15 protein-coding genes are annotated in these 23,001 nt (G+C 46.7%); 12 read left to right on the forward strand and 3 right to left on the reverse strand.

All coding sequences use genetic code 11. From position 1 onward, the window contains the following. Nucleotides 1–10: 10 nt before the first annotated feature. Nucleotides 11–304 (reverse strand): YebG family protein, encoded by a 294-nt coding sequence (locus SDE_RS03595; protein WP_011467157.1) that lies wholly within the window; start codon nt 302–304, stop codon nt 11–13. Nucleotides 305–396: 92 nt separating this feature from the next. Beyond that, nucleotides 397–729 carry a hypothetical protein gene (locus SDE_RS03600; RefSeq protein ID WP_011467158.1) on the reverse strand — a complete coding sequence of 111 codons (333 nt, stop codon included), beginning with the start codon at nt 727–729 and terminating at the stop codon, nt 397–399. Nucleotides 730–876: 147 nt separating this feature from the next. Here SDE_RS03600 and SDE_RS03605 point away from each other — a divergent pair, with 147 nt between their 5' ends. From SDE_RS03605 to SDE_RS03620, 4 genes are all read left to right on the forward strand, one after another. After that, nucleotides 877–1,428 carry a tRNA-uridine aminocarboxypropyltransferase gene (locus SDE_RS03605; protein ID WP_011467159.1) on the forward strand — a complete coding sequence of 184 codons (552 nt, stop codon included), beginning with the start codon at nt 877–879 and terminating at the stop codon, nt 1,426–1,428. Between the two features lie 15 nt (nt 1,429–1,443). After that, on the forward strand, nt 1,444–2,247 hold the full coding sequence (locus SDE_RS03610; protein WP_011467160.1) for a polysaccharide deacetylase family protein: 804 nt from the start codon (nt 1,444–1,446) through the stop codon (nt 2,245–2,247). Nucleotides 2,248–2,266: 19 nt separating this feature from the next. Further along, nucleotides 2,267–2,851: a thioredoxin family protein gene (locus SDE_RS03615; RefSeq protein WP_011467161.1), complete on the forward strand. Its 585-nt coding sequence runs from the start codon at nt 2,267–2,269 to the stop codon at nt 2,849–2,851. Nucleotides 2,852–3,007: 156 nt separating this feature from the next. Continuing rightward, entirely contained in the window at nt 3,008–3,250 is a 243-nt protein-coding gene (locus SDE_RS03620) for a DUF6316 family protein (protein ID WP_041324155.1), read from the forward strand. A 44-nt stretch (nt 3,251–3,294) separates the two neighbouring features. Here the strand turns inward: SDE_RS03620 and SDE_RS03625 are convergent, their stop codons facing one another. Continuing rightward, a complete protein-coding gene (locus SDE_RS03625; RefSeq protein WP_011467163.1) occupies nt 3,295–3,615 on the reverse strand; it encodes a DUF3301 domain-containing protein in 321 nt (106 codons plus the stop codon). 361 nt (nt 3,616–3,976) lie between these two features. Between SDE_RS03625 and SDE_RS03630 the strand changes: the two genes are divergently transcribed. The 8 genes from SDE_RS03630 (at nt 3,977) to SDE_RS21125 (ending at nt 22,999) form a co-directional block, all read left to right on the forward strand. Continuing rightward, complete coding sequence (locus SDE_RS03630) at nt 3,977–4,912, forward strand: hypothetical protein (RefSeq protein ID WP_011467164.1); 936 nt, start codon at nt 3,977–3,979, stop codon at nt 4,910–4,912. 420 nt (nt 4,913–5,332) lie between these two features. Further along, nucleotides 5,333–8,059 (forward strand): TonB-dependent receptor, encoded by a 2,727-nt coding sequence (locus tag SDE_RS03635; protein ID WP_011467165.1) that lies wholly within the window; start codon nt 5,333–5,335, stop codon nt 8,057–8,059. 71 nt (nt 8,060–8,130) lie between these two features. Then, entirely contained in the window at nt 8,131–9,324 is a 1,194-nt protein-coding gene (locus SDE_RS03640; RefSeq protein WP_011467166.1) for a glycoside hydrolase family 53 protein, read from the forward strand. Nucleotides 9,325–9,368: 44 nt separating this feature from the next. Next, the gene (locus tag SDE_RS03645) at nt 9,369–11,726 is read left to right on the forward strand and encodes a glycoside hydrolase family 2 protein (RefSeq protein ID WP_011467167.1); all 2,358 of its coding nucleotides are present in this window, start codon (nt 9,369–9,371) and stop codon (nt 11,724–11,726) included. 243 nt (nt 11,727–11,969) lie between these two features. Next, nucleotides 11,970–13,385 (forward strand): MFS transporter, encoded by a 1,416-nt coding sequence (locus SDE_RS03650; protein ID WP_143710842.1) that lies wholly within the window; start codon nt 11,970–11,972, stop codon nt 13,383–13,385. Between the two features lie 41 nt (nt 13,386–13,426). Then, the gene (locus SDE_RS03655; RefSeq protein ID WP_011467169.1) at nt 13,427–14,431 is read left to right on the forward strand and encodes a LacI family DNA-binding transcriptional regulator; all 1,005 of its coding nucleotides are present in this window, start codon (nt 13,427–13,429) and stop codon (nt 14,429–14,431) included. Nucleotides 14,432–14,558: 127 nt separating this feature from the next. Further along, nucleotides 14,559–16,151 (forward strand): PfaD family polyunsaturated fatty acid/polyketide biosynthesis protein, encoded by a 1,593-nt coding sequence (locus SDE_RS03660; RefSeq protein ID WP_011467170.1) that lies wholly within the window; start codon nt 14,559–14,561, stop codon nt 16,149–16,151. A 65-nt stretch (nt 16,152–16,216) separates the two neighbouring features. Further along, on the forward strand, nt 16,217–22,999 hold the full coding sequence (locus SDE_RS21125) for a type I polyketide synthase (protein ID WP_011467171.1): 6,783 nt from the start codon (nt 16,217–16,219) through the stop codon (nt 22,997–22,999). Nucleotides 23,000–23,001: the final 2 nt, after the last annotated feature.

A 23,001-nucleotide genomic window follows, 5' to 3' on the forward strand; every position in this document is an offset into this window, starting at 1 on the left:
AGGTTAAATCTTAGCCTGCAAGTGAGGTTACATTGCTGGCAGATTCATCTTCAGCGTCGCCATCAAGGTTGGCCAAAAGTACTTCGGGCTTACCTTTACAGGCTTTGATTAGGTCGTCGCTACGTTTTGCTAAAAGCAAGCCGATGGTCTCAACGTCGGCTTCGCTTACGCCGGGTACGTTAGCTTCAATTAGGCGAGTAATGCTCTCGGCTAATTCCAGCATTTTATCGTGCGCATCTGCTAGTTTTTTGTCTTCAAACATACTGCCATCCCGATCACATTTCCAAACAGCGATTACTGCCATAGTTAAATCCTCGTAGTGATATTTAATGCTGTACGAGTATACAGTATATTGTGCCGTGTGCAACAAGCTCGTTGACGGTGCACCTCGAAGCCTTAGCCGTTGTGAATACGGTCAAACTTTTTAGAGATTAGCACCATCACTATTACGGTTATACGCTGCAGCACATCGTCGCTTACCGGCGGGGCGGTAGAGGCGAGGTTAAAGTGTATATGAATGAGGTTTTGCACTTCTTTAAAACGCTCAGGCCCTTGGCTTTCTAGCTTGGGTAACGCGCGAATTACCGCCTGCATAACCGTGTTGTAGTCGGCGTTGCCTTTGCTGCTAAGCAGTTTAGTGGCGTGGCGTTCTAGCTCTTTAATTTTTAACTCTGCTAGCGCTGGGGCAAGCTTAGCTTCTGAGGTGGAGAGTATTTCGTGGGTCTTCATGTGGGTACCGCAGGCTTTAAAGGGGGCTAGTGTATATAAATGGCCGCCAAGATTGAATACAGTTTATTGCGGTAGGGCTGTATCTCAATGTAATTATTCGACGTGTTAGACGCTGCAAGCAGGGCAATAACTCGGTAAACTGGGCCCATGCGTCCACTTTGTTCACACTGCTTTCGTCCGGTCTCTGCTTGCTATTGCCAGGTTGTTAATCGCATTGCTACCCGCGTGGAGGTTGTTATTTGGCAGCATCCAAGCGAGCAAAATCATCCCAAGGGCACAGCGCAGCTGTTGCATATGTGCTTGCCAAATAGCCGACTTGTAGTGGGGGAGCAATTCAGTAAAAGTGATTTGAGCTTGCGCGACTGTGCTTTACTGTACCCGCACTCCGAAGACTGTAAGCTCGTTACCCAGCCAAATAGGGTAAATCAGTTGCTGGTTATAGATGGCACCTGGCGTAAAAGCCGCAAAATATTGCACCTTAACCCCTGGTTATTAGCGTTGCCTAGGCTAAGTATTCATGCTCAGCAGGGTAATTACACTATTCGCAAAGCGGAGGCGGCACACCAACTGTCTACCTTCGAGTCGACGACCAGTGCGCTAAATTTACTCGAAGGCGGTGCGCAGTTAGCAGTGTTAGATGCTGTGTTTGCGCAATATATTGCAAGTATTCAAAAATTTAGACCAACGAATAATAAATAAAAAGTGAGAAAACTTATGTGGAAGCGAACTTGGCAATTACCTGTATTTTTATTGGCGTTAAGTGTTGCCGTTAGCAGTGTTGCCGCCGATCAGTGGCAAGGCAAGCGCGCAGCGGTGGTATTTATCTACGACGATACCTTAAATGTACACCTCGATAAGGTAGCGCCAGCGCTGGATGCTCACAATTTTAAGGGCACGTTTTATTTGGCAGTAGGTTACCCCAATTTTCAGGCGCGCCTAGACGCTTGGCGCGCGCTGGCAAATAACGGCCATGAACTGGGCAACCACACCATGTTTCACCCCTGCGAAGGGGGCATGCCGGGGCGCGAGTGGGTGAGTAAAGAGCGCGATCTAAGCACTTGGTCGGTAGCGCGTATGGTGGACGAAATCACCATGACTAACACAATGCTACAAGTGTTAGATGGCAAAACTAAGCGCACCTTTGCCTACACCTGCGGCGATACTAAAGCGGGGGGCGAAAGCTTTGTTGCACCTATTAAGCAATTGTTTGTGGGGGCGCGCGGCGTTAAAGCCGAATTGCAATCGCCGCAGCAGGTAGATTTATTTGATATTCGCTCGGTAGTGGTTGCGGGGCAATCGGCGCAGCAGTTAACTGCAATGGTAGATGAAGCAATTGCCGCAGGTGGTTTATTGGTATTTTTGTTTCACGGCGTCGGCGGTGAGCACCCTATAGATGTTGCCTTAGAAAGCCACAATGCTTTGCTAGATTATGTTCGCGCAAAGCAGCAGCAACTGTGGGTGGCCCCCATGGTTGATGTGGCCGAGTATATCCAAGCCGCGCAAGCCCAAAGCAAATAACTACATTCAGGAGAATAAAATGGCGTTAACCGAATCCACTATGATGGCGCTGGGCAGCCCAGCCCCAAGCTTTTCGCTGCCTTCTACCGATGGCGAGCAAGTAACCTTGGCTAACTTTGAAGGTAAAGCGGGCTTGGTTGTGATGTTTATTTGTAATCACTGCCCGTATGTTATTCATATAGCGCCTGCGCTAGCCAAACTGGCGGCCGAGTACCAACAAAAAAATATTGGTTTTGTGGCTATTAGCAGTAACGATGCGTCTACGTACCCAGCAGATAGCTTCGAATTAATGAAAGAGGAAAAAGCCAAGCAGGGCTACACCTTTGCTTACCTTTACGACGAAAGCCAAGCGGTAGCGAAAGCCTACAATGCCGCCTGCACGCCAGATATTTACTTGTTCGATAAAGAGCAGAAACTTGTTTACCGCGGCCAATTTGACGATACGCGTCCACACCGTATTTCTTCTGGCAATTACGACTCCTCTGCAGCGCCCGCAACCGGTGCCGACCTAAAAGCCGCACTCGATTTACTGCTGGCAGGGCAAGCTATACCTACCAAACAATACCCTTCTATTGGCTGCAACATTAAGTGGAAGGACTCGTAGGTTTGGCGCCTAAAACGTCAAAAAACTTTACAGTTTTATGTGACTAACATCACGCTTTTAAGGCTAACCCTCTGATTTTAAAAGGGTAGTAGTGTTTGGCGTGATAATTGCTCTTCTAGGTGGAATGTAGTGTGTTTCATAGGAGAGGTAATAAAAGTGATTTTTAGAGAGGGAGAAAGTAAGAAAGTGTGGTTTAGAACAGACCGCTGCTTTCGCGTAGGTGACCAATGGTATGTCGCCACAAGGGAGGGCAAGGACGTAGGCCCATATAATAGCCGCGTTGCAGCAGAACGCTCTGTACCGCGCTATGTAAAAATAATGAAAGAAGACAGTCGTTACGATATGTACGCTAGAAAGCTAGCTTTGAATGGTATTTGGGCATCTAACGACTACGCCTAATAGACGTTAAAGCTGCGGCCCTGGGCCTATACACAGGGCCGTGTCTATAGCTGCTCGGTTTTAAAGGGCTGCAGCTCTACTTTGTGTAGGCGTGGCCCATTAAACACCACAGATCCTCGGTAGCGTGTGTCGCCAATGGTAGAAAATTCAAACTGAAAGTGGCGTTCTATAGCAAATAATGAGTGGCGAGATTTCACTAAGCGCACACGTTTAAGAATTACACTCTGGTCTAGAAGTACTACCCCTTGTTTTTCTGCATGTTGCTTAGCCGCGCCGTAAGCGCGGCGGCCTATGGCTGTGTGCTGCCATATTAACGCAGCAAGGGCAGCGAGTAGAAAGTAAACAGTAAGTTCTGGAATTGTCATTAACCGGCCATTCTATCTAGTGTTGTCGCTTTGTATTTGAGTGGGCGCCATCATACCAGCTTGCTTCAATCAGGTTGTATTGTCTTTTCCCTGTTTGTGCAGCGGATATTGGAGGGGATACGCCATTGAAGTGTTATAGCTAATAAGAATTCGCGGTGAAAAGAGTGGGGGAGACGCTCTTTTATGCTGTGTTGTTTAAAGAGTGTTTGAAAACACCGAAATATACATTGCTTTTTGAGTTGGTTGTTATGCGTTTAACGTGCGCAATCGTTTAAACCGGGTTTATTTAAAACGTGTTTACTTAAACAAAAAGCGCCATTGATTGATCTTTTCACCAGTTTTGGTGAAGGCAGGGATAAATATGAAAACATTAAAATATTCAGTATTCATTAGCTGTATTGCGCTTGTTATTAGTGCGTGTGGGGGCGGTGGCTCTACTTCTGTAGATAAGCCTAATTCTAGCAGTGGTTCGAGCGGCGGTGTAACTGCGCCTGCCGGTAAAAAAACTTATCGCTTAGACAAGGTTGAGTTGTTTGATGTGGCAGACGATGAGTCGATAACCCTAAAACAAATCGAAACGTTTACCTATAACAGCGACAATAATGTGTTTGAGCAGCGTATACGCACCTACCATGGTGGCGATACAGTAGGGCGCTTAGCGCTAGAAATCGACTTTGAGTACGACTCAATAGATACTTGGCAATCTAGCGTGGTTACCATGAATAATTACGATAGCTGGATGGAGTCTGGCAATGGCAATTTATTTATGCGGGCTGAGTGGGTAGATACGTGGAATAGTGGTAAGTTTGTTTCCAACACCGAAATGCTTACCTTCTACAATACCTCTACTGGGGAGCAATCCGGCGAGGCATTCCACCAAGCTTTCCGTTCGTACACGGGCGATTACAACACCCTGTTTGAAATAGATTATCAAAGCGATAACACTATAGATAGAACCGAAGAGCGCACATGGACAGATGATGGCCAGATCGAGTGGGTATTCACTTACTCCGGCTCATTTGAGGCGTTATTGCAAGAGGTGCTATTCACCTACGACGACGACGGCTTGTTAAGTATGCATGAGTCCTATGACCATATCACTCAAGTATCTACAGCTAGGGTTTACGACTTCACCGACCCAACGCAAGTTATTATGGGTAAAGCTAGCGGTCCAGATGAGTTTAACCTTCAAATGGAGGCTGCGATACTCACTTATAAACAAGCCCCTTGCGGTAAAGCTGCCGAGGCTCGTTTTAAGTTCGAAATAGAACCCATTCCACGCTGTTTCGTTAAGTAACGCATTGTAAAGCATAGTAAAGCGCACTTTTATGCTGCGCGTACACTCTTCTTTAAGGGCGCCTTCGGGCGCTTTTTTATTGCCTGTTGATTGTTCATAAGTTCGCAGTTGGCTATTTCTTATGCGAAATCGGCTTAATTGCTCTTGCTCAAAATGCTTTACAGATTACAGGAAAACGTTTACCTTTGTTTTCAAGGAGGCCCTGATGGGCATTTTTTTGGGGTTGAGGGGTAAACGTTTACCTTTTGTTTTCTGATAATCGCGCATTTGTAGGCTAACAGCGGTATTCGGTGAACTCTTTGTCGCGAAGTCATCCAGCCCTGCTTAGACCGTACTTTCGGTGTTTCTACCCAATCCCTAACGGACTCTCACTGAGATGAGGGCTGTTAAAGCAAGATAAATATAAATCGGAGAGTTGCTATGAATCGTTTTAATTCGCTCACTACCAATGCCAGTACACGCGTTATCGCGTTGGCCTTGGGCTTGGTTTCTACCGTTAGTTTTGCGCAAGAAGAAAATGTAGACGCAAACCTAGAAGAAGTGATTGTTGTTGGTAAGTACCAAGCCAGTTTGCAATCTGCATTGGAACGCAAACGCGGTTCCGCAAGTGTAATAGAAGCTATTTCAGCAGAAGACATTGGCCAACTGCCCGATGTGTCTATTACCGAAAGCTTGGCGCGCTTACCCGGTGTTGCGCAAGACCGCGATCGCGGTAACGGCAGTCAAATTTCTATTCGCGGTATGGGCGGTCAATTGGGTTTAACCACCTTAAACGGTCGCGAAGTGGCCACGGTAGAAGAAGATCGCAACATTCGCTACGACCAGTTCCCCTCTGAATTAATTAACGCTGCGCAAGTGTACAAAACGCCGCAGGCAAAAATTGCTGAGGGTGGCGTATCGGGTACGGTAAACCTAGAAACCATCTCCCCATTAGATTACGACGAGCGTGTTATTGCGGTTAATTTGCGCGGCTCTTCTTATTCACTAGGTAAAGATATAGACGATGCTGCTGGCGGCGGTATTGGTACGCGTTACAGTGTTTCTTATATAGATAAATTTGTCGACGACACATTAGGTGTGGCCATTGGTATTGCCGGCCAAAATCAACCCATTGCAACTCAGCGCGCAGAGCTGTGGAACTATGGTGATACGTGGCACAACACTCAATGGAACGACGAAGAAGGCAAAAACTTTAACGCGCCTTGGGGTGGTTCGGCCCTAGTTCGCGGCGGTGAAGATTCCCGCGTAGGCGGCATGGCTGTCGTGCAGTGGGAGCCCACCGAAAACTTTGCATTAAGTTACGATTTCTTTTACTCGCAGCTAGATATTAGCGAAGAGCAACGCGGTTTCGATTTTAATATCGACCCCGATTACGCGCGCCAGTGGGATATTAACGATTCAGTTGCCACACAATTTACCAACTCGGATGAAAATGCCGAAGATGTACTAAGCGCGCACGTTGGTTTAAGTTCTTTGCGCAGCTTAAATGAAAAGTTTACTCAAACCGACGATTTAATGAGCCACGGCTTAACCGCAGACTGGTATGTAGGTGGTTGGAATTTAGTGGGTGCAGTGTCGCACTCCGCAACTAATCGCGATCGTATGTGGCAATCGGTACGTACAGTAAACACCTCCGAAAATTTAGGCGGTACTTTCGGTGCTAACAGCGATGACCGCATGACGTTTGCGTTGGATACCGGTATAGATTTAACCGACCCTGCACAAAACCGCGTAGATAACCTAACCGTTAACCCGCTCTCTGTGGGTGAAGATGCTATTACCGCAATTGAATTTAGTGCAGAACGTGAATTAAACGGTTCGTTTTTCTCATCGTTTGAAGTGGGTGCACGTGTATCCGAGCGCGTTAAAAAGCAGGATGCGCAAACGTGGGACCAATTTGTAGTAAACAATTGGGATGTAGCATTAACCGACGAGTTTATTATCGACGCCGGAGCTAAATCTTATTGGAGCGACTTGCCTGATTACTTAACTATCGATCGCGAAGCCGTTATCGACTACTACTTTGGCAGCATCGAAAACCCAACCCCTGGCGACAACGACGACCTATTAGCTAGCTGGGAAGTAAGTGAAGATATTCAGTCGGCATACGTACAGCTAAACATAGATACACAACTGGGCAGCATTCCAATGCGCGGTAATGTGGGGGTGCGCGCAGTAACAACAACAACGGGCACAAAAGGTTATCAAGTGCTATCCGCAAGTACGTGGGTAGAAGAACCTGTAGGTTCTGGGGTATGGGTAGAAGTTTTACCGTCGGCCGAGCAGGTGGAAACCGAGCACAGCTATGACGATTTCTTACCCAGCGTTAACTTGGCGTTCGAATTGCGTGATGACCTAGTTTTACGTTTAGGCGCAGCAAAAACGATTGCTCGCGCACCGTTAGACTTCTTAAGCCCAGCGGTAGACATCGGCCAAGATCAATGGGCACCTAACCCTGGTGAATCCGCGTCGGGTAACCCATACCTAGAGCCGTTCCGTGCCACTCAAGGCGACACTACCTTGGAATGGTACTTTGGTGATAGCAACTCTATAGCTGCCACCTTGTACTACAAAGATATGGAATCGTACATTGCACGTCAGGCGGGTGCAGAATCTATCACTGTAGACGGCACCGACTACCTATTGTCGTTACCTGTAAACGGCAGTGGCGGCTACATCAAAGGTTACGAAATCTCCTATCAGCAAGCGTTCGACTTTTTGCCAAGGCCGTTTAGTGGTTTAGGTGTGTATGCCAACTACGCCAATACTTCTTCAAATATCGAACAAGGTACGCCACTAAATGCAACGCCATTTGGTTTGACGGGTTTGTCTGAAGATGTAGGTACATTTACGCTTTGGCATTACTTAAATGGTTTTGAAAGCCGCTTGTCTTACAATTACCGCAGCGAATTCCAACGCGATATTAGCCGCGTAGCTGGCGAAGAAGGCGTGAACGCCGCAGAAGGTTACATGGATTTAGCATTCTCTTACGAGCTAAACGAAAATGTAAAACTTATGTTGCAAGTACAAAACCTAACCGATGAACCTTACAAAGTGTATGGCTTAGAGTCTAACAACCCTAATCACATTAATAAGTTTGAAGAGTTTGGACAGCGCTACAGCTTTGGTATTAGCTGGAAGCTGTAATCACACAAGGCCAGTTAGGCAACTAACTGGCCTTCCTGTAATTTTCCATTCCTAATAAGCGAGTTGTACCTATGTTATTAGCTCAATTGCCAGTTAAAAAATATTTTGTCTTATTAGCTATTTTCTCGTTTATGCTGGGGTGTAATAGTGCTGGCGTACAACAAAGTGCTAAATCAATTCAGGTTGCTGGCACGCACAGTAAACCCGCTCGTTTTTTTGCTGGTGCCGACCTTTCTTACGTAAACGAAATGGAAGATTGCGGAGCAACATACCGCGTAAACGGTGTAACTACCGACCCTTACCAAGCCTTTGCCGATGCCGGCGCAAATTTAGTGCGCGTGCGCTTATGGCACAACCCTACTTGGACAGAATATTCCGACTTTGCCGACGTTAAAAAAACTATCCGCAAAGCCAAACAAAATAATCAAACGGTATTGTTAGATTTTCATTATTCAGATACCTGGGCCGACCCAGAAAAACAATTTGTTCCAGCCGCTTGGGAACATATGGTGGATGACACCCCAGCACTAGCGCAAGCCTTAGCGCAATACACAACCGATGTATTAGAAAAGCTGCAAGCAGAAAACCTATTGCCAGATATGGTGCAAGTAGGTAACGAAACAAACGCAGAAGTCTTACAGCTAGAAGCGCACATGAAACACGGCGAAATAGATTGGCAGCGCAATGCAGCGCTACTAAACAGTGGGTTAGCAGCCGTTGCTGAATTTAACCAAAACAACAACACCTATATTGAACGCGTATTACATATCGCCCAGCCAGAAAATGCTTTGTGGTGGTTTGACGATGCCGCGCAGGCTGGCATAACCGATTTTGAAATTATAGGTCTTAGCTACTATGCCAAATGGTCAACGTATAAATTAGATTCCATCGGCGAAGCTATACGCGCCTTGCGAACCGCATTCAATAAAGATGTGTTGGTGGTAGAAACCTCATACCCCTGGACTATGCAAAATTTCGATCAAGCCAATAACGTGCTCGATGCTACCAGCTTGCAGCAGGGCTACCCTGCAACGGCCGAAGGCCAAAAAAAATACATGATGGATTTAGCTAAACAAATTATGTACGCCGGTGGAATTGGTATTGCCTACTGGGAACCAGCTTGGGTAAGCACCCCTTGCAAAACTCTATGGGGTACAGGTTCTCACTGGGAAAATGCCGTGTTTTTTGACTCTGGCAACAACAACGAAGCGCTACCCGCGCTTAGTTTCTACACAGACATAATGGCTCTTTTTAAGCAAGATTAACGGCATTACCGCCACCCATAAAGCACAAAAAATAATGGTGACTTATGAATATTAAAACCCTTTTTATCGCGCAGCTCGTATGCGTGCTGATATTGTTGCAGGGGTGTAACTCTAATCAGAATAACAGCCTGCGCGATGAGAATAATTTACACACGCCTGCCACCTTGTTTAACGCTAATTGGCAGTTCCAAAAATCAGATACCGTATTAAGCCTGCAGCAAGCAGCGGAGCTGGAAGGTTGGCAAACGGTAAGCCTGCCACACACCGCAAATATAGAGCCAAGAATTGTAAACAACCAATGGCAGGGTGACGCATGGTATAAAAAGAAAATCACCTACAACAATGCGTGGGATGGAAAAAAAGTTATTTTAGATTTTGAAGGCGCCATGAACGAAGCGCAGGTTTGGCTAAATGGCGAATTGGTTGCAACCCATCGCGGTGGTTACTTGCCTTTTTCGGTAAACCTTACCGGTAAACTAACCGCAGGCGACAACGAATTAATGGTGCGTTTAGATAATCGCGACAACCCCATTACAGGCCCCAAACCTTTAGACATTTTAGATTTTAATATGTTTGGCGGTATTTATCGCAACGTATGGTTGCGGGTAGAAAACCCCACCCATATTTCCAATGCTGTTGCTGCAAACAAGGTAGCGTCCGGTGGAATATTTGTTACCTACCCAAAAGCAAGCAAAGCCGAAGCGTTTGTAAAAGTGCAAACCCATATCTATACACCTGTAGCTAATCAAGATGTATTGGTGCAACACACGCTTACCTATAAAGGTGAACAAGTAGCCTTAGCTCAACAAATTATTGCCGATAACACTCAACCCGATCACGAAGATGTGCAACTAATAACCGTGACCAAGCCCGCACTGTGGTCGCCAGCGGAGCCAAATTTGTATCAACTTAATACGCAGGTTATTGTTGATGGCAAAGTGTTAGACGAAGAGAATACGCAAATAGGTATCCGCGAATTTACCTTTAAAGAAAACCAGCTTTATATTAACGGCGAAAAAACGTTTTTACGCGGTGTAAACCGCCATCAGGAATACCCATACATAGGTTATGCGCTTTCCGATGCTGCCCAGTATCGCGATGCAGAAAAAATTAAAGCGGCGGGTTTCGACTATGTTCGCCTATCTCACTACCCACATTCTACGGCCTTTATGAAAGCTGCGGATGAGTTGGGCCTTGTATTAATAGATGCAATTTTAGGCTGGCAGTTTGTGTCTGAAGATCCCGCTTTTCAAAATCATGTAGTGCAAACCTGTCGCGACATGATTCGTCGCGATCGCAATCACGCGTCGGTACTTGCATGGGAGTGTTCACTTAACGAATCGTGGATGGAAGAGCCATTAATCGACCGCTTCCACACTGCCGTTCACGAAGAAATGCCAACCACCACCACTTACTCGGCGGGTTGGCAAGCCTATGGTTATGATGTGTATCTGCAAGCGCGTCAACATCGCTTGCAGCATTACGATACACCCACTAAACCCTATGTCGTGTCTGAGTATGGCGACTGGGAATACTACGCCATGAACGCCGGTTTAAATCAAGACGCATGGGGCGAGCTTAAACAAGCCAATCGTTCAAGCCGACAATTACTCAGCGATGGTGAAAAGCGCCTTCAGCAGCAGGCCGCCAATATTACCGAGGCGCACGACGATAATTTCAATACCCCAGCTTTTTCTGATGGCTACTGGGTAATGTTTGATTACAACCGCGGTTATGCCGACGATTTAGAAGCATCAGGCATAATGAGCTTAGAACGCCTGCCCAAATTTAGTTACTACTTCTATCAAAGTCAACGCCCTGCTAACGAGCAGGCTGGGCCTTTAGCTAACGGCCATATGGTGTATATAGCTAGCCATTGGCAAGTAGGTTCAAGCTTAGAATTTGCCGTGTATTCCAATGCCGACAAAGTGCAGGTTACCTTAAATGGCAAACAGTTAAGTGGTGAGCGCGCAACAAAACAGTACCCCAACTTGCGCTTTGCTCCATTTATTTTTAAAGCCGATAAATTTGCAGCAGGTGAGTTAGTGGCAAAAGCCTTTGCCAATGGTAAGCAAGTGGCAACCCATAAAGTGGTTACACCCACTAAAACTGCCAGTATTGCGCTAAGTTTAGAAAAATCTTCTAAGCCTGTGCAGGTAGGCGTTGGCGATACCGTATTTGTTTACGCCAAGGTGTTAGATACAAACGGCAATAACAGCCGTGTTAACAACTTCCCTGTAAGTATTCGTTTGGAAGGCGATGCGCAACTGCTATCGCCGGCCAATGTTAATACAGAAGATGGCATCGCAGCGGCTTTAATACGCGTTGGCAGCGATCTTTCATCAATTCGTATTTCCGCCTCTGCCGATAAAGTAGAAGATGCGTTTTTAGAAATTAAATAAAAAGCTAGATAGTCGTTACGCTTTATGCGGCCTACGCAAAGCAGTACTTGCGTAGGCCCAATAAGGCACAGCCCCCATCGGGCAAAACCCTAAAAACAACAGCTTAAAAGCAACCCCCTCGCTTGCCAAGCAAACCAAAATCTAACTACTATGATCTATAGGTAGTCTATTTTAAAAAGCCATATGCTTTAACTAAGCCTATAACTTAGCCTATAACTTAGTCTTTAATTAGGCCCTTATATTGTGCAGCATAGGAGCATTGTTATTACGCGCGAATTAAGCACAGTAAATATGCTCGCTTTGGGGCTGGGTTTCTTGGCGCAATTCTTCACTGTGCAGGGTATCCCTATTTTGGCGGTGCCTTATTACCAAATGACGCTCGGGGTCGACCCGTTTTTACTCAGCATTGCTATGATGGGGCCACTGTTATTTGGTAGCGCAATAGGCCCTTGGGTTGGCCATCTCTCCGATGCATGTAACAGCCGCTTTGGTCGCCGCAGACCATTTATATTTGTGGGTGCTTGGGGCCTGTGTATAAGTTATGGCTTATTGTGGATGGTGCCGCAAAGCTGGTCTTCCTCCGCACAAATAGTGTATTTTTTTATTGTTGCTTGTGCCTACTATGTAGCTGGGGCCATCTACACGGTGCCGCTAACCAGCATGGTGTACGAACTAAGCGACGACCCTCACCAGCGCACGCGCATACTTGGCTTTACTACCTACTTTTTTAAAACCGGCTCGCTTATGTATCAATGGGTGTTTCCCATTGCACAGCTCGCTATTTTTGGCAGCGTAATAGTAGGTATAAAGTTTGTTGGTTGGGGCATTGGCATTTTTATTTTTGCGCTTATGGGCATGTTACCGGCCTTGTTTATTCGCGAAGCTACGCAGCCTAATGGAATTGGTTGTGTAGTAGATCGTGTAACCGTGTCGTTTAAGCAAAGTTTGGGCGCAATAATTAATAACCGCGAAATGCGCTTGCTTATTATTGTGGTGTTTATCCAAATGGGCGCCTGTGCCGGCGCAGCCATGATGGATTACTACCTACTGGTGTATTTTGTTCACGCAGGTGATATAGGCACAGGCGCAGTATGGAAGGGCGTGTTGTCTACTTCTTATGCGCTAGCGGGCATGGCGTGTGTGCCACTGGTTGTGCATTTTTCCAAGCGCGTGGGTAAGCTCACTGCGCTTAAATGTATTTTTATAATAAATATAGTAGGTGGTGTGGCTAAGTGGTTTATCTTTGTGCCCGGCGCCCGTTGGGGCATAGTGCTAGATGCAGTGCTGTGCAGCGCGGTATGGACAGCCATGGTAGTGCTTATTCCCTCTATGATTTCTGATTTAAACGCGCAGCAATCAATGCAAAGCAGCACAGCAACTAAAGGCGCAACTGGCTCGCAAGCGGGCGCATTTGCTGCAGTACACGGTTGGGCGGCAAGCTTTGCAGGGGTAACGGCGTTTATCGCTAGCGGTTTTATGCTCAACCTAATTGGTTTTAATGCGGCAAGTGGCGCAGCACAGCCAGAGCAGGCGCTGCTATGCATGCGCATTATTTTAAGTGGTGGCACAGCAGTATTTAGCCTCTGTGCACTGGCAGTGCTTCACTATTTGGGGTGGAGCAGGCAAAATAGCCAATTAAAGCAAACGTTTACATCGTAATACACATTACGATAAGCATATAAAGCTAGTTAGGGTAGGTTATGGCAACAATAAAAGATGTCGCACGCGTTGCGGGCGTATCCACAGCCACGGTTTCGCGCGTAGTACACAACGGCGGTCAAGTAGGTGATGCGTGCCGCGCACGGGTTAAAAAGGTAATTGCTGAGTTAGGTTACCGGCCCAATACAAATGCCCGCGCTTTGGTAAGTAAAAAAAGCGATACCCTTGGTGTGGTAACGCCGCGTTTATCGATGACCTTCTTTGGCACGCTCGCCGCAGGGGTAGAAAATGCCGCGCGCGAAAATAGCTATAAATTGTTAATGAGTAACTCTCTCTACGAAACCGAAACAGAATTAGAAGCCATAGAATCACTGCGCGAACACAGTTGCAATGCAATTATTCTACACAGCGAATACTCCGACGAAAAAACATTGCAAGAGCTTGCACGGCAAGTGCCTGGCTTGGTGTTAATTAATCGCTTTTTGCCCAGTATGGCGAATCGCTGCGTGTGGTTAGATAACGTCGCCGGTGGCAAAAAAATTACCGAATACTTAATTGAGCGCGGCCACAAGCAATTTGCAGTAGTAACCAGTGTGTATCAAAACAACGACCCGCAATCGCGTTTAACGGGTGTAAAAGAAGCATTAAAAAATGCCGGTTTAAAAATGCCCGCTAATAATATTGTTGAGTCCACGGCCAATATGCGCGGTGGTGAAGAAGCCGTGCAAGAATTATTAAAACGCGGCGCAAAATTTACAGCGGTAGTTGCTTATAACGATTTAATGGCCGTAGGTGCAATGAACGCATTGCAAGATGCTGGCATACGCGTGCCAGAAGATGTGTCGGTAGTAGGTTTCGACGATTTATACATCACGCGCGCCTGCCGCCCCAAACTCACCACCATGAGCTACCCCATAGAAGAAATGGCCAACTACGCCGCAAAGCTGGCAATAGACCTAAGTACCAACCCCAGCAATGTACAAAACCGCACCCATCTGTTTATGCCCGAGCTAATCGAGCGCAATTCGGTGGCGGATATTAGCTAATATTTATATGTAGTTTACATAAATTCATTCACGAGCATTGATGGCTTAAAGTCTAATGGCACATTATTCCTTTTATTGGTGCTAAACTGTTTCGTTTATAACTCTTAAAACGAAATAGGGCGAGGCTGTGAATGAGACTAATACTGGGCTAGGTAATGATTGTTGCCGGCCAATAGCATCCGGGCCAGCGCTGCTCGAACTCATACGCAGTGTGCGCGCGCCATTAGCTGTTTATAAAGATAAGCATGGCAGCTTATCTGTGTATCCCGCCACAAAAGACGTTACCGTTACCAACGATTACTCCCCTGTAGCAACGCTGCCCCCCTTATACCCAGAATGGTTGGGCGATAGAGGCTTTTGCGCAGTTCACGGTGTGCGCTTTGCCTATATTGCTGGTGCCATGGCGCGAGGTATTGCCTCTATAGACATGGTGGTAGCCATGGGCAAAGCCGGCATGATGGGGTTCTTGGGCTCTGCAGGTCTAAGCGTAGAGCAAATTCAACAGTCAATCTGCGCCATTCAAGCGAGTCTAAATAACGGTGAAGCCTGGGGCTGCAACCTTATTCATACACCCGATGCACCAGATTTAGAGATGAGCATAGTGCAGCTTTTTCTGCAGCTGGGTGTAGCTCGTATTTCAGCTTCTGCATTTATGAGCATGACTCCTGCATTGGCGGCCTATGCTTATAAAGGTATCTATCGCGATCGCGATGGCGTTATTTGTCGCGCTAATTACGTTTTTGCCAAAATATCTCGGCCAGAAACCGCAGCCGCTTTTATGAAACCCGCACCGCAGGCCATGCTCAAGCAATTACTTGAGCGGGGTTTACTAACTGAAGCCGAAGTGCAATTGGCGCAAAACTTGCCAGTTTCCGAAGATATTACCGTCGAAGCGGACTCTGGTGGACACACCGATGGTCAAATTCTTACTGCGCTGTTTCCTACAATTCTCGATTTAAAACATCAGTTAAGTGAGCAGTACCAATACCAACGCGATATTCGCATTGGCGCAGCGGGAGGCTTAGGCACGCCCTCTGCTATTGCCGCGGCCTTTGCGTTGGGGGCTGCCTACGTACTTACTGGGTCGGTAAATCAGGCATGTATAGAAGCAGGTACTTCTCAGGCTGTTAAGCAATTGCTAACGCAAGTGCGCACAGGTGATGTGGCCATGGCGCCCTGCGCAGATATGTTTGAAGCTGGGGTAAAGGTGCAAGTCTTAAAGCGCAGAACCCTATATGCACCAAGATCTACCAAGCTTTACGAAATATATAAACGCTACGACAGTCTAGAAGACATTCCTGCAGCAGAATTAGACCAATTAGAGAAATCCATATTTCGTCAATCATTAACAAGCGTTTGGCAAACAACCAAACGCTTTTTTGAAACCAGAGATCCAGCGCAATTAGCGAAAGCAGAAGCGAACCCAAAAGTGAAAATGGGATTAATTTTCCGCTGGTATTTAGGCAGCAGCTCGCGCTGGCCAATTGATGGCGACGAAGATAGGTTGGTGGATTACCAAATATGGTGTGGGCCAGCACAAGCGGCCTTTAATGATTGGGTGCGGGGCAGCTTTCTAGAGCCAGCAGAAAATAGAGCAGTAGTGCAGGTAGCTCGCAATTTGTTAGAAGGCGCGGCCATAGTCACCCGCGCGCAACAGCTGCGTACCTTTGGCATAGCTGTACCGCAAAATGCCTTTGCTGTGGTTCCGCAAAAGCTATAGCACCTAATGCAGTTTGACGTGCCCCTTTAAAAACGAAATTTTTAGCATAGCCATCGAGTTTAAATATGAGTAAATCCAGCCCTATTGCCGTTGTTGGTGTGAGTAGTATCTTTCCCGGTAGCCCGCAAGTATCTGGTTTTTGGCGAGATATTTTGCAAGGCAAAGATCAAATACGAGAAATACCAGAAAGCTACTGGTTGATAGACGATTACTACGATAAAAACCCCCAAGCGCAAGATAAAACCTACGGGCGCAGAGGGGCGTTTATCGAGTCGGTAGCATTCGACTGTATTGAGCACGGTATTTTACCTTCGCAACTGCAAGATATAGACACAGTGCAATTGCTTGCACTAGTGGCTGCGCAGCATGTGTTACGCGATGCGGCCAAGGGCGATTATAAGCATTTAGATAAATCTCGCATGAGCGTTATTTTAGGTGTGGCTGGGGGCACAGAGCAGCTAGTGCAAATGGGCGCGCGATTGCAAAAACCGGTATGGCTGAAGTCGCTACGAGAAGCCGGCATAGCAGAAAATTTAGCGCAAGAAATTTGTCAGCGCATAGCCGACCACTACGTACCTTGGTCGGAAGCTAGCTTTCCTGGTTTATTGGGTAACGTTGTGGCTGGACGAATTGCCAATCGCTTGGATTTAGGTGGTACCAATTGCGTGGTGGATGCGGCCTGTGCAAGTTCCTGCTCTGCCTTGGCGATGGCCGTAAACGAATTACATCTGGGCCATTCCGATTTCGTAATAACCGGCGGCGCAGATGCACTTAACGATATATTAATGTATATGTGCTTTAGTAAAACGCCAGCGCTATCCGCTACGGGGGATTGTAGGCCATTTTCAGATGCTGCAGATGGCACTATTCTTGGCGAAGGTGTAGGCATGCTGGCACTGCGCAGGTTAGAAGATGCCGAGCGAGATGGCGATACTATTTATGCTGTTATAAAAGGTGTGGGCTCAAGTTCAGATGGCGCAGGTACTGCGGTGTATGCGCCGGTAAGTGAAGGTCAAGCAAAGGCAATTAATCGCGCATACACACAAGCAGATTTTTCTGCAAATACCATTGAGCTAATTGAAGCACACGGTACCGGTACCAAGGCTGGAGATAAAGCAGAATTTAACGGGTTAAATATTGCTTTTGGCGCAAGCGAGCAAAGCCAAAGCAATAATCAGTGGTGTGCGCTTGGCTCGGTAAAAAGCCAAATAGGCCACGCAAAAGGTGCCGCCGGTGCAGCGGCTTTAATTAAAGCGGTAATGGCTCTGCACCATAAAGTACTGCCACCAACCATTAAAGTGAATCAACCAAACCCCGCCTTTAATATAGAGCAGACCCCTTTTTATATAAATACTAAATTGCGGCCCTGGGTGCGCAACAGCCATTACCCGCGCCGAGCGGGGGTATCCTCGTTTGGCTTTGGTGGCAGTAATTTTCACGTAGCGTTAGAAGAATATACAACTGCGCAAGCCAACCCGCGTTTGCACATGGTATCCGATACTCACCTAGTGCTGGCTGCTGGTGGTAGCCACGAAGAGTTATTCCGTAAACTAATAAACACAGTAGACAATTTACCCAGCGATAAAGATGCGCTGGAGTATTTTGCTAGGCAATCGCAAGAAACCGTACAAGCAAGCCAGCCTTACCGCGTAGCATTTGTTATTGATAGTGTTGAGCAGCTGCGCCAGCTTATTGCGCAAGCAAAACAGCAAACACAAGCCAATACCGCTAAAAATGTTAATTCGCCCAGTGGTTGGTTTTACGGTGTTTCTCAGGGTGCTACCGCCGGCGAGAGTGAACATGTTGGCTACGGAAAAATTGCGTGTCTTTTCCCCGGGCAGGGCAGTCAATATGTAGATATGTGTGCGCCATTGGCAACGGTATTTCCCGCTGCGCGCGAAGTTTGGGATTCCGCCGAGTCGAATTTTGCTGAAGGCGAATCGCTATCTCGTGTTGTATTTCCTATTTCTACTTTTAGTGAGGCGGCCGCGCAAAGCCAACGTGATTGGTTAAATCAAACAGAGTGGGCACAGCCTGCTATTGGTGCCGCTAGCTTAAGTGTATGGGCGCTATTAAAAAAACTAGGTTTAAATCCAGAAGCCTTTGCTGGCCATAGTTATGGCGAACTTACCGCGTTAAGCGCCGCCGGTGTACTTTGCGAGCAAAGTTTAATTGCCACTGCGCGCGCGCGTGGGTTGGCGATGCGTGATGCATCTGCTTCTACCAGTGGGGCAATGGCTGCGGTGCATGCCAGTGTGAATACCGTTAATGAGTTGTTAGAAAAATTATTAAGTGAAGCAAAGCAAGCGGGTAACGCTAACCCTATTATTACGCTGGCTAATATTAACTCGCCGTCGCAGGTTGTTATTAGCGGTGCAACGGAAGTGGTAGACGCCTTTACCGAACTGTGCGAACAAGAAAATATTCGTGTTAGCAAATTGCCTGTTTCAACTGCATTTCATTCCCCGATTGTGGCGCAAGCGGTAGCCTCGCTGGCAGATCACCTAAAAACCACACCATTTAACCCAATACAAAAAACGGTGTATGCCAATAAAACGGCACAACCGTATCCAAGCGATGTTACGCAACAGCAGCAATTACTTACCCAGCAATTAATATCACCTGTGCGTTTTCAAGAGCAAATCGAGGCCATGTACGCACAGGGCTACAGAACATTTATTGAGGTGGGGCCAGGTAATGTACTTACCGGTTTGGTCAGTGCAATATTGCAAGGCAAAAATCACGTCGCTATCGCGACCGATAAAAAAGCAAATAATTCCTTAGCGACCTTCTGGAAGGCGCTAGGCCAATTAACCTGCCTAGGGGTTAAGTTAGATTTTTCTGCACTGTGGCAAGATTTCCGCAAACAAACGGCGCCCGCGGACCGTGTGAAACCTAAAATGGCGTTGCCCATAACGGGCATTAATTACAATCGTGTATACCCTCCAAAAAATGGTGCAGCAGGTATTCCTCCAGCAAATCCAGAAGAGCTGCTGGCGCAGTCTGTCAATGCTCAGTCCACATCTGCTCAGCCCATAAAAACAGAGCAAGATAATTTACATTCCATTAATAAAAATGATGGCGTATTGCTTAATACCCCTAACGCGCAGCCCCATGCCGCTAGCTCGCTTAAGAGCAACTCGGTGGATACTAGCTCGATGGTTCCTAACCCTATAGCCGCAATGCCAACTACCAGTAGCCATCAAGCCCATTTGCAAACAGAGGATAGTCCCATTTCTAATTTCACCCCTAATCAAAAAAGCGAATGGCTGGCGGCATTCGAAAATATACAAAAACAAACTAACGAAACTCATCGTCAGTTTCTGCAAATGAGCGAGCAAGCCTTAGCACAATTAGGGCAGTTAGTTGCATCAGGTTCGGCTGCGCCAGTAGATACTAGTTCAGTTAGCGCTCAGGCAGAGCACACTATAGCCGTTAACAACCTAGACGTTTCTGCACATGCTCAATATCAGCAACCGCAATCGGCAATACAAAGCGAGCCAAACGTAGCGCCCGCAGGCGATGAAATAGTTAAAACAGTGGCGGAGCCCGCAGCACCTAGCGCCATGCCATTACCAGTTACGCAAAATCTTGATGTAGCAGAGGTTATGCTAAATGTAGTGGCAGATAAAACCGGCTACCCGAGAGAAATGCTGGCTTTGTCTATGTCGTTAGAAAATGATTTGGGTATCGACTCCATTAAAAGAGTGGAAATATTATCTGCAACCTTAGACGTTGTGCCAAACCTGCCAGAAGTAAACCCTTCAGATATGGCGGTACTAAGCACACTCGAAGAAGTTGTGCAGTTTATTCAGCGCAAAATGGCAGAAGTGGCGCCAAGCTCCAACTCAATGGCTACACCACAAAACCAAGTAAGCGCACCGGTTGAAAGCCCGCAAATACCAAGCCCAGCGCAGAAAGTAGTAGCCGATATAAATGTAAACGACTTGCTTATGCAAGTAGTAGCAGACAAAACAGGTTACCCGCTAGAGATGCTTAATCTCGATATGCATTTGGATGCAGATTTAGGTATAGATTCTATTAAACGGGTAGAAATTTTATCTGCGGCAACAGAGCAATTAGATTCCTTGCCAGAGCTCGATAACAGCGTAATGGCAGGCCTTAATACACTGGCAGAAATTTCGCGATATATCACTGCGCAGCTAAGTGCAGCCAGTGGCGTTGCAAGTGAGGCAATAGCACAGCCTGCTACGCATGAAGTTTCTACCCCCTCGATCACATCCAGCGACAACACTGTAGATATTCAGCACATAATGTTAAGCGTTGTGGCAGAAAAAACGGGCTACCCGGTAGATATGCTAGAGCCAAGCATGGATTTAGAAAACGACTTAGGCATAGATTCTATCAAACGCGTAGAAATACTTTCTGCGACCCTTGAGAAGGTACCTAATTTGCCAGAGTTCGATGCCGCGAGTATGAGTAGTCTAAACACTCTTGCTGAGATAATTGAATTTATAAAAAAGCAATTAGGCAGTACTAAGGATGAAACTAATCCAAGTGCTGCCGTAGTCGAAAAAGAATTACAGGCTGCCGCAACTAACAATAATTTATTAAGTCGTTACGAATTAGAGCTGCTGCAGCTACCAAGGCCAAATTTTATGCCGCATCAATTGATGCAGCCACTAGTCATTGTGCCTGCTAATTCCCCCTGCGCTCAGCCACTATGCGACGCGCTAAAGGCGCGCGGTTTGCAGGCCGAGGTTGCTCAGCGAGTAAATGAAAACCACAAGGCCGTAATTAGTTTAAATGGTTTGCAAAAATTTAAACACAGTAAAGATGCACTAGCGATTAACCGCGTTATTTTTGAGCAAGCCTGCACATTGGCTCCAGTGCTAGAAAAAGAAGTCGGAGTATTTATTGCTGTACAGAACACTTCGGGCGACTATGGCCAAAGCGGTGCCTCAGGCGTGCAGAGTTGGTCTGGTGGTATCAGTGGCCTAGTTAAAACAGCTGCGCAAGAATGGCCCGCTGCGTTAGTAAGAAGTATTGACATTAATATAGAAAAAATCACGCTTGCTGAGCTTGTTAATAATCTTGCACAAGAAATTGTCGATGGCGGTATTCAGCGCGAAGTAGCGTTAGGCTTGTATGGTAAGCGTTGTGTGCCTGTTAGCGTAAAAGCCAGTGTGCAACAAGGCAGCATGCCACTACATAAAGACGATGTGATATTAGTTACTGGCGGTGCGCGGGGCGTCACAGCGGAAGCCATATTAGCTTTAAGTAAACAATTACCTTTAAAGTTTGCATTGCTAGGCCGCTCGCCGGTAATTGATGTAAGCCGGTTTGAGCATTGTGCGGATGAAGCCGCAATAATGCGAGCAATTCTAGCCGAAGCAAAGGCGGCAGGAATTCAAATGCTCCCTGCAGAATTAAAGCGAGAAGTGGGGCTTGTGGTTTCTTCTAGGGAAGTAAGCAAAACGTTAAGCAATCTACAGGCAGCTGGCTCACAGGTAAGTTATTTCCCGTGTGATATAAACAATCAAGACCAACTAGCCGAAGTGGTAAAACAAATTCAAACGCAGTTGGGGCCCATTAGTGGGGTTGTTCACGGAGCGGGTGTATTGGCCGATAAATTATTATCTGGCAAAAAAATTGAGCACTTTGATGCGGTGTTTGGTACCAAAGTGCAGGGGCTGCATAACTTACTCAATGTACTAACGGATCAAACATTAAAAGTGCTTTGTTTGTTTTCTTCGGTTGCTGCGCGAGCGGGCAATATTGGTCAGAGTGATTACGCAATGGCTAATGAAGTACTTAATCGTGTGGCCGCTTGGTATAGCGCAGCAAATAACACTAAAGTAGTGGCTATTAACTGGGGGCCGTGGGAAAGCGGTATGGTAACGGATGCGCTCAAACAGAAGTTTGCGCAAATGGGGGTTGAGCTAATTCCCTTGCACAGCGGTGCACAATTTTTTGTAGATGAGCTACAACACAGCCAAATTAATACCGAGGTCGTTTACGGTGGCATGCCTCTTAATAAACCGTTGGCCAACCCAGGTGCTTTGTGTAGCCATAAAATGCAGGTGGTGGCGAGTTTACAATCTCTGCCCCATTTAGAAAGCCACAAGGTTCGCGGTGAAATAGTACTCCCTGTAGTACAGGTGGTAGATTGGTTTAGGTCTGCCATGCTATCTGTGCTGCCAAGTTTAAAGGCGTTTACACTGTTAGATTTAAAAGTGCTAAAAGGCATTGTACTTAGCGAGCCTCACGTTACTTTTACAATCAACTTGGAAGAACTGCCCAACTCAACGCTCTTTTCGCTTGGTCTTACCGATGCCAATGGTGTACTGCGCTATAGCGCAAACGTTAACTGTTTAGATAAAAGTTATACCGAAGCGAGTGGTGCCGGTGTGGGCGAATCCGGGGAGGCGCCGTCTCGTGGCTTACTTAGCAAGCCAAGCAACCCCAGCTATACGCATTTTAACCCCTATAAAGAATTGTTGTTTCACGGTGAACACTACCAGTCGATTACGCGAATTGGCGCTTTAGAAGATGATAGTGCCGTGGCCGAATTAATAGGTACAAATCAATTAAATTGGGCTGACTATGGTGCAAGTATAGATCAAGCTATATTGGATGGCGCTTTGCAACTTGCATTGGTTTGGGGGCAAAAGCATATCAATCGCGAAAGCCTGCCAATGGGGTTCGACACTATGCAAATAAATCACTTTGGTACAGTACAGGGCGCAGTGCGCTGTTATTTACAGCGTGAAAAACACGATAGTGTGAGCACGGTTTCCAATATTTGGTTATTAGATTCCGCCGATACAGTACTTGCTTGCATACGCGGTTTGCGTATGTACGCTGTTAACGAAAGCTTGCGGTAAAT

Origin of the sequence: Saccharophagus degradans 2-40 (assembly GCF_000013665.1) — a bacterium.
GTDB lineage: Bacteria > Pseudomonadota > Gammaproteobacteria > Pseudomonadales > Cellvibrionaceae > Saccharophagus > Saccharophagus degradans.